Below are 16,579 nucleotides of genomic sequence, written 5' to 3'. Positions count from 1 at the left end.
CCTTTTTGTTTCTGGATACCATGACCGATCTCGTCGCCAAAACCGCCATCGACCGCCGCCTTGCCGATATCGTCGGCCCGGTGATCGAAGGGCTGGGATTCGAACTCATCCGCCTGCGGCTGATGGGCGGCAAGACCCGTGTGTTGCAGATCATGGCCGACCGCCCCGATGGCGGGATCGGCGTGGATGAATGTGGCGACATCTCTACCGCCGTTTCGGCCGTGCTGGACGTGGAAGACCCGCTTGAGGACAACTATGTGCTGGAGGTGTCCTCCCCCGGCATCGACCGGCCGCTTACCCGCCTCAAGGACTTCGAGATGTGGAAGGGCTGGGACGCCCGGATCGAGACGACCGAACTGATCGACGGCCGCCGCCGCTTCAAGGGCGATCTGGCGGGGGTCGAGGGCGATGAGGTCCTGATCACCATCGAGGAAGGCGGCGAAGAGGTCACCATCGGCCTGCAGTTCGACTGGCTGTCCGACGCCAAGCTGATCCTGACCGACGAACTGATCAGCGAGATGCTGCGCCAGAAAAAGGTGGCCGAGCCCACGGATGGCCAGTTCGACGAGATCGAAGAACTTGATGGGGACGAGGACGACGAGCCCACCCCCGAGACGAAACACTAGGGAGAGCGACCCATGGCAATCACCTCCGCAAACCAGCTGGAGCTTCTGCAGACCGCCGAAGCCGTTGCGCGCGAAAAGATGATCGACCCGGAACTGGTGGTCCAGGCGATGGAGGACAGCCTCGCCCGTGCCGCCAAGTCGCGCTACGGCGCCGAGATGGACATCCGCGTGAAGATCGACCGCAAGACCGGCCGCGCCTCCTTCACCCGCGTCCGCACCGTGGTCGAAGATGACGCGGTCGAGAATCACCACGCCCAGCTGACCGTGAAGCAGGCCAAGACCTATCTGGCCGACCCGCAGCTTGGCGACGAGGTGATCGACGAGGTTCCCCCGGTCGACCTGGGCCGGATCGCCGCGCAATCGGCCAAGCAGGTGATCCTGCAAAAGGTCCGTGAGGCCGAGCGTGACCGCCAGTTCGAGGAATTCAAGGACCGCAAGGGCACGATCATCAACGGCGCCGTCAAGCGCGAGGAATACGGCAACGTCATCGTCGATATCGGCCGTGGCGAAGGCATCCTGCGCCGGAACGAGAAGATCGGCCGCGAAGCCTATCGCATCGGCGACCGCATCCGCTGCTACATTAAGGATGTCCGCCGCGAGCCGCGCGGCCCGCAGGTCTTCCTGTCGCGCACCGACCCGCAGTTCATGGCTGAACTGTTCAAGATGGAAGTGCCGGAAATCTATGACGGCATCATCGAGATCAAGGCCGTCGCCCGCGACCCCGGTTCGCGCGCCAAGATCGCCGTCATCAGCTACGACAACTCCATCGACCCCGTCGGCGCCTGCGTCGGTATGCGCGGCAGCCGCGTGCAGGCCGTGGTGAACGAACTGCAGGGCGAAAAGATCGACATCATCCCGTGGAACCAAGACACCGCGACGTTCTTGGTGAACGCGCTGCAGCCTGCCGAAGTCTCGAAGGTCGTTTTCGACGAAGAGGCCGGCAAGATCGAAGTCGTGGTCCCGGATGAGCAACTCAGCCTCGCCATCGGCCGTCGCGGCCAGAACGTGCGCCTCGCCAGCCAGCTGACCGGCCTTGATATCGACATCATGACCGAGGCCGAAGAATCGGCCCGCCGCCAGGCCGAGTTCGCTGAACGCACCAAGCTGTTCATGGACACGCTGGACGTTGACGAGATGATGGCCCAGCTTCTGGTTTCCGAAGGGTTCACCAACCTGGAAGAAGTGGCTTACGTCGACATCGACGAACTTCTGTCGATCGACGGCTTCGACGAGGGTACCGCCGGTGAACTTCAGGCCCGGGCCCGCGACTATCTGGAAGCGGCCAACGCCAAGGCGCTGGAAAACGCCCGCGCCATGGGGGTCGAGGACAGCCTGGTCAACTTCGAGGGGCTGACCCCGCAGATGCTGGAAGCCCTGGCCAAGGACGGGATCAAGACCCTGGAAGACTTCGCCACCTGCGCCGACTGGGAGTTGGCGGGCGGCTGGACCACCGAAAATGGCCAGCGCAAGAAGGACGAAGGCGTTCTGGAAAAGTTCGAAATGTCGCTTGAGGAAGCGCAAACCCTGATCATGACCGCCCGCGTGATGCTGGGCTGGGTCGACCCGACGGAACTGGAGCAACCCGAGGAAGAGGTTGCCGAAGACGAGGAGGCCGAGGCCTGATCTCAGGCCTCGGGGACACGCGTTGACGCGCGGCGGCCGGGAAAAGGACAGGGACGAACCGGAACGCAAGTGCATTGCGACCGGGGAAAGCCAGCCGAAGGCGGGGTTGATCCGCTTTTGCCTTGGTCCCGACGGGCACATCGTCCCCGACGTGCTGGGCAAGCTGCCGGGGCGGGGCATCTATGTCTCGGCCGACCGGGCGGAAATCGAGAAGGCGGCGAAGAAGAATCTCTTCTCTCGCGCGGCCCGGCAACCGGTCAAAGTGCCCGAAGGCCTGGCCGACCTGGTCGAGGCTTTGGTGCTGCAGCGGACCATCGAAATGCTCTCGATGGCGCGCAAGGCGGGTGACGCGGTCACCGGCTATGAGAAAGTGAAGGACTGGCTGGTCAAGGGAACGGCAGTGACGCTGATCCAGGCCAGTGACGGGTCGGAACGGGGCAAGACGAAGCTGCACGCGCCGGATGGCGAAAAGGGCTTCATCGGCTGCCTTTCGGCTGGGGAAATCGGTTTGGCATTCGGGCGCGAACGTGCGATACACGCCGCGCTTGCCGCTGGTGGACTCAGGTCCCGTGTTGTAGAGGAAGCGGCAAAACTCGCTGGCCTGCGTGGGCAATTGCATACACGGGCTGGCGGGGATGACGGCGGCGAGACCGCCATGAAGGATACGTAGGACGCATGAGCGATACTGACGGCAAGAAACCTCTTGGCCTTGGGGGCGCCCCCCGTTCCGGACAGGTGAAGCAAAGCTTCAGCCACGGCCGGACCAAGAGCGTCGTGGTCGAAACCAAACGCAAGCGCGTTGTGGTGCCCACTCCGGTAAAACCGGGGGCGCCCGGCGCTGGCGGGTCTTCGGCTGCGACGAACCTTGGCGATCCATCGAAACGTCCCGCCGGGATCTCTGATGCCGAGATGGAGCGTCGTCTCGCTGCCCTGCGTGCCGCCAAGGCGCGCGAGGCCGAGGATGCCGTCCGCCGGGCCGAAGAAGACCGCCAGCGCGAGGAAGAGCGCGCCCGTCGCCGCGAAGAGATCGAGGCGAAAGAGCGCGAGGATCGCGAACGTGCCGAAGCCCTCCGCCTGAAGGCCGAGGAAGAGGAACGCGCCGCCAAGGCCGAAGCTGCCGCCAAGGTGGCCGCGGCCGAAGCCCGCCGCGCCGATGTGCTGGGCACGCGGTCGCGCTCGACCCTGCCGCCGCCGGCTGCTGCTGCAAAGCCCGCCGACCGCGCGGCCCCCGCTGCTCCGGCATCGACCGAAGACGCCCGCGGCCCGGCCTCGGCCAAGCCTGGCCTGCCGACACCCCGCAAGACCGACCGCGAAAAGGACGACCGCAACGACCGCGGTGCCAAGCGCACCACGGGCGACGATGGCCGCCGCTCTGGCAAACTGACGCTCAGCGACGCGCTGGCCGGTGAAGGCGGGCGTCAGCGCAGCCTTGCCGCGATGAAGCGCAAGCAGGAAAAGGCCCGCGCCAAGGCGCTGGGTCTGGGCCAGAAGGCTGAAAAGCAGGTGCGCGACGTGCAGCTGCCGGAAACCATCGTGGTCAGCGAACTTGCCAACCGGATGGCCGAACGCGCCGCCGACGTGGTCAAGGCGCTGATGAAGATGGGCATGATGGTCACGATGAACCAGTCCATCGACGCCGATACCGCCGAACTGGTGATCGAGGAATTCGGCCACAAGGCCGTGCGCGTCTCGGACGCAGACGTGGAGCAGGTCATCGACACCGTCAAGGACAAGGACGACGACCTGAAGTCGCGCCCGCCGATCGTCACGATCATGGGCCACGTCGACCACGGCAAGACCTCGCTTCTGGACGCGATCCGCAAGGCCAACGTCGTCTCGGGCGAGGCTGGCGGGATCACCCAGCACATCGGCGCCTATCAGGTGAAGACGCCGAACGGCCAGCTGGTCACCTTCCTTGACACGCCCGGCCACGCGGCCTTCACCTCCATGCGCTCGCGCGGGGCCCAGGTGACGGACATCGTGATCCTGGTGGTCGCGGCCGATGACGCCGTGATGCCGCAGACGGTCGAGGCGATCAACCACGCCAAGGCCGCCAAGGTCCCGATGATCGTGGCGATCAACAAGATCGACAAGCACGAGGCGAACCCGACCAAGGTGCGTACCGACCTTCTCCAGCACGAGATTGTCGTGGAAGCCATGTCGGGCGACGTTCAGGACGTGGAAGTCTCGGCCAAGACCGGCCTGGGTCTCGACGACCTGCTGGAAGCCATCTCGCTGCAGGCCGAGGTTCTGGAGCTGCGGGCCAACCCGGACCGCGCCGCCTCGGGCGCCGTGATCGAAGCCAAGCTTGACGTGGGCCGGGGTCCGGTCGCGACGGTGCTGGTGCAGAACGGGACGCTGCGCAAGGGCGACATCTTCGTCGTCGGCGAGCAGTGGGGCAAGGTCCGCGCCCTGATCAACGACAAGGGCGAGACGGTGGCGGAAGCCGGCCCCTCGGTCCCGGTCGAGGTTCTGGGCCTGTCCGGCACGCCGTCGGCTGGTGACACGCTGAACGTCGTCGAAACCGAAGCCCAGGCGCGCGAGATCGCGGATTACCGGATCAAGACCGCCAAGGACAAGCGCGCCGCAGCCGGTGCCGCGACCACGCTGGAACAGCTGATGGCCAAGGCCAAGGCCGACCAGTCCGTTGCGGAACTGCCGATCCTGATCAAGGCCGACGTTCAAGGCTCGGCCGAGGCGATCGTCCAGGCGATGGAAAAGATCGGCAACGACGAGGTTCGCGTTCGCGTGCTGCATTCGGGCGTCGGTGCGATCACCGATACCGACGTGGCCCTGGCCGAGGCGTCCAAGGCCCCGATCATCGGCTTCAACGTCCGTGCCAACGCCACCGCCCGCGCCTCGGCGACCCAGAAGGGGGTCGAATTGCGCTACTACTCGATCATCTATGACCTGGTGGACGACATCAAGGCGGCCGCCTCTGGCCTGCTGAAAGCCGAAGTGCGTGAGCATTTCATCGGCTATGCCCGCATCCTTGAGGTGTTCAAGGTCTCGAACGTGGGCAAGGTCGCTGGCTGCCTGGTCACCGAAGGCGTGGCGCGCCGTTCGGCTGGCGTTCGCCTGCTGCGCGACAACGTGGTGATCCACGAAGGCACGCTCAAGACGCTGAAGCGCTTCAAGGACGAGGTGAAGGAAGTCATCTCGGGCCAGGAATGCGGTATGGCCTTCGAAAACTATGAGGACATCCGTCAGAACGATGTCATCGAGATCTTCGAGCGTGAGGAAGTCCAGCGCACGCTGGACTGATCCCTCCGCGAAGAAACGCAAAAGCCGGGCCTGGTGCCCGGCTTTTTCATGTCGTCAAGCGGCGCGGACGACCGGGATCGGATAGCCGGTGAACATCTTGCCATCCACACGGACGGTGATCCGCCCATCAGCCAGGCTGTAGACCATGATGCCCTGCACCTGAATACTGCTGCCTATCCTGATCGTTCGTAACATCTGATTGCCCGGAATCGCTGCTGTTCACCACAAGGTTGTGCAAGCAAACCCGATTGCCAAGATCATGTCACGCAAATTTCAGTTAAATTTATAGCCAGTCGCGCAGAATCGGGATCAGCGGCAGGTCCGCCGGCGGCATCGGATAGTCGCGCAGCGCGTTGGGCTTGACCCAGGCGAGCTGCTGGCCCTCGGTCGCACGCACCGTGCCCTGCCAGCGCCGGCAGGCGAACAGCGGCATCAGCAGGTGGAAATCCTCATAGGTATGGCTGGCAAAGGTCAGCGGCGCGAGGCAACTGGTCCAGGTGTCGATGTCCAGCTCTTCCTTCAACTCGCGGATCAGCGCAACCTCGGGCGTCTCGCCCGGCTCTACCTTGCCGCCCGGAAACTCCCAAAGCCCGGCCAGCGACTTGCCCTCGGGCCGCTGGGCCAGAAGCACACGGCCGTCCGCGTCGATCAGTGCGACGGCCGAAACCAGCAGCGTCCTCACGATCGGTAATCGGCGTTGATTTCGATGTAGCGCGAGGTCAGGTCGCAGGTCCAGACGCTGCGCTTGGCGCTGCCCAGGCCCAGGTCGACATGAAACAGCAGTTCCTGCCCCTGCATGTAGGTCGCGCCCAGCTCTTCCTGGTAATCCGGGTTCCGCCAGCCGTTCTGCGCGACCAGGATGTCGCCAAACCGGATCGTCAACCGATCCCGGTCCGCCTGCGCCCCGGATTTGCCCACCGCTGCGACGATCCGGCCCCAGTTCGGATCCTGCCCAGCGACAGCGGTCTTGACCAGCGGCGAGTTCGCAATGCTGAACGCCACCTTCGCCGCATCCTCGTCGCTGGCGGCACCCGTCACCCGGACCTCCACCAGCTTTGTCGCACCCTCACCATCGCGCACCACTTGCAGCGCCAGGTCGCGCATCACGCCCTGCAGCGCCACCTCAAAGGCCTTGGCCACCGCGCCCTTCACCTCGGCCGCGTCGGACTGCCCGGTCGCCGCGACCAGCAGCGTGTCCGAGGTCGAGGTATCGCTGTCCACGGTGATCGAGTTGAAGGTCGGCCCCACTGCGCGCGAAACCATCTTCTGCAAGGCGGTCTGGCTGATCTTGGCGTCGGTAAAGATGTAGACCAACATCGTCGCCATATCCGGCGCGATCATGCCCGAGCCCTTGGCGATCCCGCTGATATGGATCACCCCGCCCTCGCCCTGCACGGTCGCGGCCGCACCCTTGGGAAAGGTGTCAGTCGTCATGATCGCCTGCGCGGCCATCTCGACCGCATCCTCGGTCAGCGCGGCCGCCAGGTCGGGGACCTTCGCCGTGATCCGCTCATAGGGCAGCGGCTCGCCAATCACTCCGGTCGAGGAGGAGAACACCCGGCTTGCCGGAACCCCCAGTGCCTCGGCCACCGCGCTGGTGACGGCTGCCACAGCCTCGTCCCCAACCTTGCCGGTAAAGGCGTTGGAATTGCCCGAGTTCACGATGATCGCCGCCCCGGCCCCCGCCGGAACCTTCGTCGCCAGCTTCGCCTGACAGTCGCGCACGCAGCCCGACCGCGTCGACGACCGGGTGAACGCCCCCGCCATCACCGTTCCCGGCGCCAGCCGGACCAGCATCACGTCCTTGCGGTTCTGATAGCGCACCCCGGCCTCGACCGCCGCGAACTCGGCGCCTTTGATCGCGGGCAGGACCGGAAAACTGGCCGGCGCCAGCGGCGAAACCGGCTTCATCGCCTTCTTCGCCGCCGCGACCACGTCGCCCACGGCATCGCCCACCGCCTCGGCCACCGGGCCGGCGGCAGCGGTCAGCGTGTCCTTCAGCTTGCGCACCTTCTTCTTCAGTGCCTTCGCCTCGGCCTTCCAGTCGGTCTTCGCCATCTTAGCCCCCCGGGTCCGAAATCAGTCGATCAGCGTCGAGTTCTTCAGCAGCGCCGGGTCCAGACCCTCGCCCTCGCGGGTGATCGTGGCGGATTTCGTCAGTTCGTCAATCTTGGCGGCAATGGCCGCATTCTCGACCTCGGCCGCCAACTCGTCGCGCATCATCTCCAGCGTCGGCTGCTCGGCCACGCGGGTTTCCTTGACCAGGATCAGGTGATAGCCGAAGTCGGACAGAACCGGCTCGGTCACCTCGCCCGGCTTGGCGGCGATGACGGCGTCCTCGAACGGCTTGACCATCGCGCCCAGCCCGAACCAGCCCAGATCACCGCCGGCCGCACCGGACCCGGTGTCGGTGGAATGTTCCTTCGCCAGTTCGGCAAAATCGGCGCCGGCGGCCAGTTCGGCCTTCAGTGCCGTCGCTTCCTCGATCGTGTCGACAAGGATATGGGCCGCGTTGTATTCGGTCTGCGGTGCGGCATCCTTGAACCGCGCGTCATAGGCGGCCTGCAGCGCCTCATCCGTCACGGCGACCTCGACGATCCGCTGGATCGCCACGCCCGAGACATAGCCGCGCTGCTCGTTTTCAAGCGTGGCCGTGTCGCGGGTGGACAGGTCGGTGGTCGCCTGCTTCAGCGTTTCCTGCTGAACCAGCTGGTCCAGGATGCCCTTGAACAGCACGTCATCCGGCAGGGTCTGGTACTGTTCCGGCAGGCTTTCCCGCAGCGCGATCATGTGGCCCAGCGTGATCGCCGTGCCGTTCACCGTCGCCACCACCGTCTCGGCCGTCTCGCCCTCGGCCTGGGCCGGACCCGCCAGCGCCAGCACCAGGCTGGTCAGAATTCCCGCACGTTTCAGCATGCTCACCACCTCATGATCGGGGCGATTTGCCCTGCCACGTTGACTATGACCGCCCTTCCCCTTACATCGCGACAGTCGCGTGGAACGGGGGCACGGCCTCTCTTCCCTGGCCCTTCTATGGAAGGGAGAGTGGTCGGGCAAGTCTCTCAGCCCACACGATGCTGTCAATCGTCGCCCCCTGGGAGAAAACATGCTGGGTCTAGATACACTCGCGCGGAAGGTGTTCGGCACCCCGAACGACCGCAAGGTGAAATCGGTCCGCCCCGTGGTGGCGCAGATCAATGCGCTGGAACCGGAATATCAGGCGTTTTCGGACGAGCAGATCATCGCCAAGACGCGCGAGTTGCAAAAGCGCGTGCAAAAGGGCGGCGAAAGCCTGGACGACGTGCTGCCCGAAGCCTTCGCCAACTGCCGTGAGGCCGCCAAGCGTGCCCTGGGCCTGCGGGCCTTTGACGTGCAGCTGAAAGGCGCGATCTTCCTGCACCAGGGCAATATCTCGGAAATGCGGACGGGCGAGGGGAAAACCCTTGTCGCCAGCTTTGCCACCTATCTGAACGCGCTGGCCGGCAAGGGCGTGCATGTCGTGACGGTGAACGACTACCTTGCCAAGCGCGACTCGGACTGGATGGGCAAGATCTATCACCAGCTGGGCATGACCACTGGCGTCGTCTACGCGCACCAGCCCGAAGATGAAAAGCGCGCCGCCTACCGCGCCGACATCACCTATGCGACCAACAACGAGTTGGGCTTCGACTACCTGCGCGACAACATGAAGACCTCGATCGAGGATATGGCCCAGCGCGGCCACTTCTACGCCGTCGTGGACGAAGTCGACAGCATCCTGATCGACGAGGCGCGGACCCCCCTCATCATCTCGGGCCCCAGCCAGGACCGCGGTACCCTGTATCAGGCGGTCGATGCGGTGATCCCCTCGCTGCAGCCCGAGCATTACAAGCTGGACGAAAAGACCCGCAACGTCACCTTCACCGAAGAAGGCAACGAAGCGATCGAGGATATCCTGGTCCAGGCCGGCATCCTGCCCGAAGGCCAAAGCCTGTATGCCGCCGAAAGCACCACCATCGTCCACCACGTCAACCAGGCCCTGCGGGCGCACAAGCTGTTCCACAAGGACCAGCAGTACATCGTCCGCGATGGCGAGGTGACGCTGATCGACGAATTCACCGGCCGCATGATGAAGGGCCGCCGCCTCTCCGACGGTCTGCACCAGGCGATCGAGGCGAAAGAGCATGTCGGGATCAAGCCCGAGAACGTCACCTACGCCAGCGTGACCTTCCAGAACTACTTCCGCCTCTATGAAAAGCTGGGCGGCATGACCGGCACCGCCGCGACCGAGGCCGAGGAATTCCGCGAGATCTATGGCCTTGGCGTGGTCGAGGTTCCGACCAACCGCCCGGTCGCCCGGATCGACGAACATGACCAGGTGTTCCGCACCGCGCGCGAGAAATACGACGGCATCCTGAAATCCATCCAGGAAGCCCATGAAAAGCGCCAGCCGATCCTGGTCGGTACCACCTCGATCGAGAAATCCGAACAGCTTTCCGCGATGCTCAAGCAGGCGGGCATCCCGCACAGCGTGCTGAACGCGCGCCAGCATGAACAGGAAGCCAAGATCGTCGCCGACGCCGGCAAGCTGGGCGCGGTGACCATCGCCACCAACATGGCCGGCCGCGGCACCGACATCAAACTGGGCGGCAACGTCGAATTCAAGATCATGGAGGCCATCGCCGCCGATCCCGACGCCGACCACGTCGCCCTCCGCGCCCGGATCGAAGCCGAGCACAAGGACGAGGAAGAGGCCGTCAAGCAGGCAGGCGGTCTGTTCGTCCTGGGCACCGAACGCCACGAAAGCCGCCGCATCGACAACCAGCTTCGCGGCCGCTCGGGCCGTCAGGGCGACCCCGGCCGCTCGGCCTTCTTCCTGTCGCTGGAAGATGACCTGATGCGCATCTTCGGCTCTGAACGGCTGGACGGCATCTTGTCCAAGCTGGGGATGAAGGAAGGCGAATCCATCGTCCACCCCTGGGTCAACAAAAGCCTGGAGAAGGCGCAGGCCAAGGTCGAAGGCCGCAACTTCGACATCCGCAAGCAGCTTCTGAAATACGACGACGTGATGAACGACCAGCGCAAGGCCATCTTCGGCCAGCGCATGGAGATTCTTGAGGCCGAAAGCGTCGCCGAGATCGCCGCGGACATGCGTCACCAGCTGATCGACGACCTTGTCGACCTGAACCTGCCGCCCAAATCCTATCCCGACCAGTGGGATACCGCCGGTTTGGCCGAGGCCTGCCGCGAAATGCTGAACATGGACCTGCCCGTCGCCGACTGGGCGGCCGAAGAAGGTGTCGACCAGCAAGGCGTCAAGGACCGCATCATCGAAGCTTCTGACAAGATGATGGCCGAAAAGGCCCAGGCGTTTGGCCAGTCCACCATGAACACGATCGAGAAGCAGGTTTTGCTGCAGGCCATCGACAGCAAGTGGCGCGAACACCTGCAGCGGCTGGATCACCTGCGCTCGGTGGTCAACTTCCGGGGCTACGCCCAGCGCGACCCGCTGAACGAATACAAGACCGAGGCGTTCCAGCTGTTCGAAGGTCTGCTTGAATCGCTGCGCGAGGCGGTGACCCAGCAGCTTTCCCGCGTGCGCCCCGTCACGCGCGAAGAGCAAGAGGCGATGCTGCGCCAGATGATGGCGGCCCAGCAAGGCGCGGCTGCCGCTCCGACCATCACGGCCGAGACCGCCGCCGCCGCTGCCCCCGAACAGCCCGCATCGGCCCTGGCCGGGTTCGACGAATCCGACCCGACGACCTGGGGCAATCCCGGCCGCAACGACCCATGCCCCTGCGGTTCGGGCGAGAAGTTCAAGCATTGCCACGGGCGGGTCGTCTGACCGGTCGGGCAATCTTGTCTTAATTCCGCGGAGTTTTGGGAAACATTCCGCAGAATTGCCACCGACTCGCCAGTATTGGTGACTAATCTCAAGTTCTGCGATTCGAGTTTGGGGGTGGGTTCGGTGGCGTTTCGTTGGTCCTTGGTGCGCGCTTCGGCTGCGCTTGCGGTCGCCTTGGCGGCCGGCCATCTGGCCCAGGCCGTTCGCCCAGCCGACCCTGCCGCCCTGATCGCAACAGCGTCGAAGGACACGGTCGCGCCGCAATCCACGATGGCCGTCTCGGTCCCGAAATCCGCCTCGCTTCGCAGCGGCCTGGTGGACCAGGCCACGGACCTCAGCCGGATCACGTCCGTCTCGGCCGACACCGCGCCCGCCGCCGATTGCCCTGCCAGCCTCGGCCTGACAGCCCTGCCCGGCGCAATGATCGGCCTGTCGCTCACCGCCCCCTGCAACCGGGCCGAGCGGGTGGTGATCCGTCACGCCGGCTTGTCCTTCACCGCCCGCACCGGGGCCGAGGGCACGCTGCATATCCAGTTTCCAGCCCTGCAACAGACTGCGCTGGTCGCGGTCTACCTTGAAGGCTCTGCCATCGTTCTGGGCGAGGTGCCGGTCACTGATCTTGGCGGCCTGCGCCGTTTTGCCCTGCAATGGGACAGCCCTGCCCTCTTTGACCTCCGCGTGGCCGAGGGCGACCGCCTGTTCGTCGGCAGCGCCGGCCAGCCCGCCGACCCGCTGGGCCAAAAGATCGTCTCGCTGGGCACCGCCTCGGTCACCGATCCCCTCTTGGCCGAGGTTTATACCTATCCCGCCGCCGCCACTGACGTCTCGCTGACGGTCGAATTGCGCATCGACCCGGAAACCTGCGGCCGGACGCTGAACACCCAGATCCTCGCCCTGCACTCGGGCCGGGTCGAGGTGCGCGACTATCCGGTCGCAGTTCCGCTTTGTGGCACCTCGGGCGACATTCTGGTGTTGAAGAATCTTGCGCCTGACCTGAAACTCGCCACTCCGAATTAAGGGCCGGACAGGCATTTCATGGGTTTCGCAGCGCGGGTTGCGGCGGTTCTGGTTGCGTGCATCACGTCCGGTCCGGCGCTGGCACAGGACGTCACGCTTATCGCGCGTGAGGGCGGGATCGTCCTTTCCGGCGCGTTGCAGGGCTATGACGGCGAATTCTACCGCATCCAGACGTCATATGGCCTGCTGACCGTCGATGGTCAGGGCGTGATCTGCGAGGGTCCGGCCTGCCCCGACCTTGTCGCCCCCCGCGCCGTGATCCGCATCACCGGGGCCGGGGATGTCGGCGCCGACATGCTGTCGCCGCTTTTCCGCAGCTTCGCCGAAAAGCGCGGGCTGATCTATCAGGACCGCTCGGATGGGGGCTATGCCGCCGCGCTTCTCGACCCCGAAACGCAGCAGGAACTGGCCGACATCAGCTTCCAGCCCCTCGCGCCCGACCTTGCGACTGCCGCGTTGCAGGCCGGGGCCGCAGATCTGAAGCTGTCCTACCTGCCCGAGGATGACTTCGTCAGCCACGCCCTTGCGCTGGATGCCCTTGCCGCCATCGTCGCCCCCGACAACCCCACGCCCGAGATCTCGACCAGCAGCCTCGCCCAGATTCTGGCAGGAGAGGTCACGAACTGGGCGCAGATCGGCGGGCCAGACATGCCCGTCATCCTGCACGCGCTGGACCCCGACACCGACATGCAGCGCGCCCTGTCCGCCCGGGTCGGTACCCCCGCGGCCGAGGCGGTTCTGCATCCCGACCAGCAGGCCCTTGCCGCGGCCGTTGCCCGTGACCCCTGGGCGCTGGCGATCATCGGCCGCGCCAGCATCGGTCCCGCCCGCCGCATCCCGCTGACCGACAGCTGCGGCTTCCCGCTTCTGCCCACGCCCCTTGCCGTCAAGGCCGAGGACTATCCCCTGGCCCTGCCCGTCCTGCTTTTGACGCCCAAGCGCCGCCTGCCCCTTCTGACGCGTGAGTTCCTTGAATTCCTTCGCACCCCCGCCGCGCAAGAGATCATCGCCGCCTCGGGCTATATCGACCGCTCCGCCACCCGCCAGCCGATGACCGCCGACGGCTTGCGCCTGATCAACGCGATCCAGGGCGCGGGCGATGACATCACGCTGGCCGACCTCAAGCGCCTGGTGAACCTGATGGACGGCGCCGACCGCCTGTCCCTGACCTTCCGCTTCGAGGACGGCTCCTCCACCCTCGACGCCACCTCGCGTGAGAATCTGGCGGACCTCGCCCAACTCATCGCCTCGGGCCGCTTCCGCAACGAACGCATGGTGCTGGCCGGCTTCTCGGACGGCTCTGGCGCGGCGCCGGCCAATCTGGCCCTTTCCATCGAACGCGCCCAGCGTGTCGCCCAGGAACTGGCCGCCCTCGCCCCGGACCTGCCGGCCGAGGCGCTGCCGACGGTCGATGGCTTTGGTGAAGCACTCCCCATGGCCTGCGATGAAACCGCGATCGGCCGCCAGCTGAACCGCCGGGTCGAGCTGTGGCTTGTCCCGCATTTCCCGGAACCCGATGCGCCATCTCCCTGAAATCATTGCCGAAGCGGCCGAACGGACGCCCCGGGTCCCCGTCACCCGCCTGCCCGGCACCGCGCGCTGGGACGTCATCGCGCCCCTGCCTGCCACCGGCAATATCGGGATCGAGCTTGGCGTCGCCGCCGGCTCCTTCTCGGCCCGGATGGTGCAATCCGGCCGCTTCGCGCTGTTCTACGGCGTCGACGCTTACAGCGACGGCCATTCCGCCCGCGAATACAAGACCGCGCTCCTGGCGACGGGGCTGCAATCGAACTACCGCCTCTTGCGGCTGACCTTCGCCCAGGCCGTGGACCTGTTCCCGGACGGCCATTTCGACTTTATCTACGTCGACGGCTTCGCCCACAGCGGGCTGGAGGGCGGGCAGACCCTGGCCGACTGGTATCCCAAGCTGAAGCCCGGCGGGATCATGGCGGGCGACGACTACGATCCCAAGGTCTGGCCGCTGGTCGTCTGGGCGGTGCATGAGGCCGCCGCGCAGCTTGGGGTCGGGCTGGCGCTGACCGAACTGGTGCAGAACGAAACCTATAACCGCTTCCCCTCCTGGTCCCTGGTCCGCCCTGCGGCGGGACCAGAGCGCCTGAGCTTCTCAACTGAACTGCAGGCCATCGCCCGCGCCGAACGCGCCCGGATCGACGAGTTGCGGCGCCAGAAGCAGATCGAACGGCGCAAGCGTCACAAATAGCCGCTGGCGCGGAAGCTCAACTCACGGCTTTTGCCGATGATCAGGTGGTCGTGCAGGGTCAGCCCCAGCGCCTGGCAGGCATCCTGCACCTGCGCCGTCATCGACAGGTCAGCATCCGAGGGTGTGGGGTCGCCCGAGGGGTGATTGTGCACCAGGATCAGCGCGCTGGCATTCAACTCCAGCGCCCGCTTGACGATCTCACGCGGGTAGACGGGGACGTGATCGACGGTGCCCTTCGCCTGCTCCTCATCCGCGATCAGCACGTTCTTGCGGTCCAGGAACAGGACGCGGAACTGCTCCGTCTCGCGGTGGGACATGGTGGTGTGGCAATAGTCCAGCAGCGCATCCCAGCTGGACAGAAGCGGCTTCTGGATCACCCGGGCCCGCATCATCCGCTGGGCAGCGGCCTCGACCAGCTTCAGCTCCAGCACCACGGCGGGGCCGACGCCCTTGAGCAGCTGAAGCCGCGCGGGCGAGGCGGTGATGACCCGGTTGAAATCGCCGAACGTGTCCAACAGCAACCGGGCGAGCGGTTTCACATCCTGCCGCGGGATGGCGCGGAACAGGACCAGTTCCAGCAGCTCGTAATCCGGCAGGGCCGCGCCGCCGGCCTGCGTGAAGCGGTCGCGCAGGCGTTGGCGGTGGTCCGAGATATAGGAGGGCAGCCGTCCGGTCAGCGCAGCCGGCGCAGCCTCATCCTCATCCCCCTGAGGAAGGAACAGCGGCAGCGGAGTGTCCTGGAACGACGACTGGCTCATGCGCCGCAGTCTGCCCCAGACATCGTGAAGGATCGGTTAACGACCTGGCGCAGGAGTAGGGTGGGCAATATTGCCCACCCTGACGCCCGTCCTAGCCCTTCATCCCGTCCCAGAAGCCCTTGACCTTGCTGAAGAAGGACGAGCTTTCGGGGTTGTTCTCCTCGCTCAGCTTCTCGAACTCGCGCAGCAATTCGCGCTGGCGCGAGGTCAGGTTCACCGGGGTCTCGACCGCAAGCTCGATCACCATGTCGCCGGTATTCCCGCTGCGCAGCGCCGGCATGCCCTTCATCCGCAGCCGCATCTGCTTGCCGGTCTGGGCGCCCGCCGGAACCTTGACCCGCGCGCGGCCGCCGTCGATCGTTGGCACCTCAACCTCGCCGCCCAGGGCAGCGGTCGGCATCGACACCGGGACGCGGCAGAACAGATGCACGCCTTCGCGCTGGAACAGCGCGTGTTCCTTCACCTCGATGAAGATGTACAGGTCGCCCGACGGCCCGCCGCGCAGCCCCGCTTCGCCTTCACCGGCCAGCCGGATGCGTGTGCCCGTCTCCACCCCCTGCGGGATGTTGACCGAAAGGCTGCGTTCCTTCTGCGTCCGGCCCTGACCACCGCAGGTCCGGCAGGGGTTCTTGATGATCTGGCCCATGCCGTTGCAGGCCGGGCAGGTCCGCTCAACCGTGAAAAAGCCCTGCTGCGCCCGGACCTTGCCCATGCCGGAACAGGTCGGGCAGGTCACGGGTTCCGCCCCGCCTTCCGCGCCCGAGCCGTGGCAGGTGTCGCAGGCGACCGAGGTCGGCACGTTGATCGTCTTCTGGACGCCGGTATAGGCCTCTTCCAGCGTCACCCGCAGGTTGTAACGCAGGTCCGAGCCGCGCTGGGCACGGGACCGCCCGCCGCCGCCACCACCGCGGCCGCCCATAAAATCGCCGAACAGGTCCTCGAACACATCCGAGAACGCGCTGGCGAAATCGCCCTGCTGGCCATAGCCGCCAGGCCGCGGCCCGCCACCCATCCCGCCCTCAAAGGCGGCGTGACCGAAGCGGTCATAGGCGGCCTTCTTCTGGTCGTCCTTCAGGCACTCATAGGCCTCGTTCACTTCCTTGAACTGGGCCTCGGCCTGCGGGTTGTCCGAATTGCGGTCGGGGTGCAACTCTTTCGCCTTCTGGCGATAGGCCTTCTTCAATTCCTCGGCCGAGGCGCCCTTCTTGACGCCCAGCACTTCATAGTAATCGCGCTTTGCCACGGC

The 16,579-nt window shown here is 65.6% G+C and carries 14 protein-coding genes; 8 read left to right on the top strand and 6 right to left on the bottom strand.

Annotated elements, in window-relative coordinates; all coding sequences use genetic code 11:
• Positions 1-20: 20 nt before the first annotated feature.
• From rimP to infB, 4 genes are read left to right on the top strand one after another with little or no spacing between them, the layout of a single operon-like run.
• On the top strand, positions 21-626 hold the full coding sequence (rimP, locus tag CXR42_RS09995) for a ribosome maturation factor RimP (RefSeq protein WP_103257396.1): 606 nt from the start codon (positions 21-23) through the stop codon (positions 624-626).
• Between the two features lie 12 nt (positions 627-638).
• Complete coding sequence (nusA, locus tag CXR42_RS09990) at positions 639-2,249, top strand: transcription termination factor NusA (protein WP_103257395.1); 1,611 nt, start codon at positions 639-641, stop codon at positions 2,247-2,249.
• Positions 2,250-2,271: 22 nt separating this feature from the next.
• Positions 2,272-2,919 carry an RNA-binding protein gene (locus CXR42_RS09985; protein ID WP_103257394.1) on the top strand — a complete coding sequence of 216 codons (648 nt, stop codon included), beginning with the start codon at positions 2,272-2,274 and terminating at the stop codon, positions 2,917-2,919.
• Positions 2,920-2,924: 5 nt separating this feature from the next.
• Positions 2,925-5,513 carry a translation initiation factor IF-2 gene (infB, locus tag CXR42_RS09980; RefSeq protein WP_103257393.1) on the top strand — a complete coding sequence of 863 codons (2,589 nt, stop codon included), beginning with the start codon at positions 2,925-2,927 and terminating at the stop codon, positions 5,511-5,513.
• 54 nt (positions 5,514-5,567) lie between these two features.
• On the opposite strand, the gene CXR42_RS19510 is transcribed toward infB, so the two are convergent.
• From CXR42_RS19510 to CXR42_RS09965, 4 genes are all read right to left on the bottom strand, one after another.
• Positions 5,568-5,708, bottom strand: coding sequence for a hypothetical protein (locus CXR42_RS19510; RefSeq protein WP_180996020.1), 141 nt, complete (start codon positions 5,706-5,708; stop codon positions 5,568-5,570).
• A gap of 88 nt (positions 5,709-5,796) precedes the next feature.
• A complete protein-coding gene (locus tag CXR42_RS09975) occupies positions 5,797-6,195 on the bottom strand; it encodes a (deoxy)nucleoside triphosphate pyrophosphohydrolase (RefSeq protein WP_103257392.1) in 399 nt (132 codons plus the stop codon).
• Positions 6,192-7,424 carry a bifunctional glutamate N-acetyltransferase/amino-acid acetyltransferase ArgJ gene (gene argJ, locus CXR42_RS09970; protein WP_425444860.1) on the bottom strand — a complete coding sequence of 411 codons (1,233 nt, stop codon included), beginning with the start codon at positions 7,422-7,424 and terminating at the stop codon, positions 6,192-6,194. Before argJ ends, CXR42_RS09975 begins: the two co-directional genes overlap by 4 nt.
• Positions 7,425-7,592: 168 nt before the next feature.
• The gene (locus CXR42_RS09965) at positions 7,593-8,429 is read right to left on the bottom strand and encodes a peptidylprolyl isomerase (RefSeq protein ID WP_103257390.1); all 837 of its coding nucleotides are present in this window, start codon (positions 8,427-8,429) and stop codon (positions 7,593-7,595) included.
• A gap of 190 nt (positions 8,430-8,619) precedes the next feature.
• Between CXR42_RS09965 and secA the strand changes: the two genes are divergently transcribed.
• The 4 genes from secA to CXR42_RS09945 all read left to right on the top strand — a co-directional run bounded on the left by secA (position 8,620) and on the right by CXR42_RS09945 (position 14,575).
• On the top strand, positions 8,620-11,337 hold the full coding sequence (secA, locus tag CXR42_RS09960; RefSeq protein WP_103257389.1) for a preprotein translocase subunit SecA: 2,718 nt from the start codon (positions 8,620-8,622) through the stop codon (positions 11,335-11,337).
• A gap of 123 nt (positions 11,338-11,460) precedes the next feature.
• Entirely contained in the window at positions 11,461-12,354 is an 894-nt protein-coding gene (locus CXR42_RS09955; protein ID WP_146038040.1) for a hypothetical protein, read from the top strand.
• 18 nt (positions 12,355-12,372) lie between these two features.
• Positions 12,373-13,887, top strand: coding sequence for a phosphate ABC transporter substrate-binding/OmpA family protein (locus tag CXR42_RS09950; RefSeq protein WP_103257387.1), 1,515 nt, complete (start codon positions 12,373-12,375; stop codon positions 13,885-13,887).
• Entirely contained in the window at positions 13,871-14,575 is a 705-nt protein-coding gene (locus CXR42_RS09945) for a class I SAM-dependent methyltransferase (RefSeq protein WP_103257386.1), read from the top strand. Before CXR42_RS09950 ends, CXR42_RS09945 begins: the two co-directional genes overlap by 17 nt.
• Here the strand turns inward: CXR42_RS09945 and radC are convergent.
• Positions 14,566-15,333, bottom strand: a complete 768-nt coding sequence (radC, locus tag CXR42_RS09940) for a RadC family protein (RefSeq protein WP_103257385.1) — start codon at positions 15,331-15,333, stop codon at positions 14,566-14,568. The two genes, CXR42_RS09945 and radC, sit on opposite strands and share 10 nt — an antisense overlap.
• A 91-nt stretch (positions 15,334-15,424) precedes the next feature.
• Positions 15,425-16,576: a molecular chaperone DnaJ gene (dnaJ, locus tag CXR42_RS09935; protein ID WP_103257384.1), complete on the bottom strand. Its 1,152-nt coding sequence runs from the start codon at positions 16,574-16,576 to the stop codon at positions 15,425-15,427.
• Between the last annotated feature and the right edge of the window lie 3 nt (positions 16,577-16,579).

The organism is Tabrizicola aquatica (assembly GCF_002900975.1).
Taxonomy (GTDB): domain Bacteria; phylum Pseudomonadota; class Alphaproteobacteria; order Rhodobacterales; family Rhodobacteraceae; genus Tabrizicola; species Tabrizicola aquatica.
Note: the sequence above shows the minus strand (reverse complement) of the source record. Positions and strands in the feature narration are given on the sequence as shown.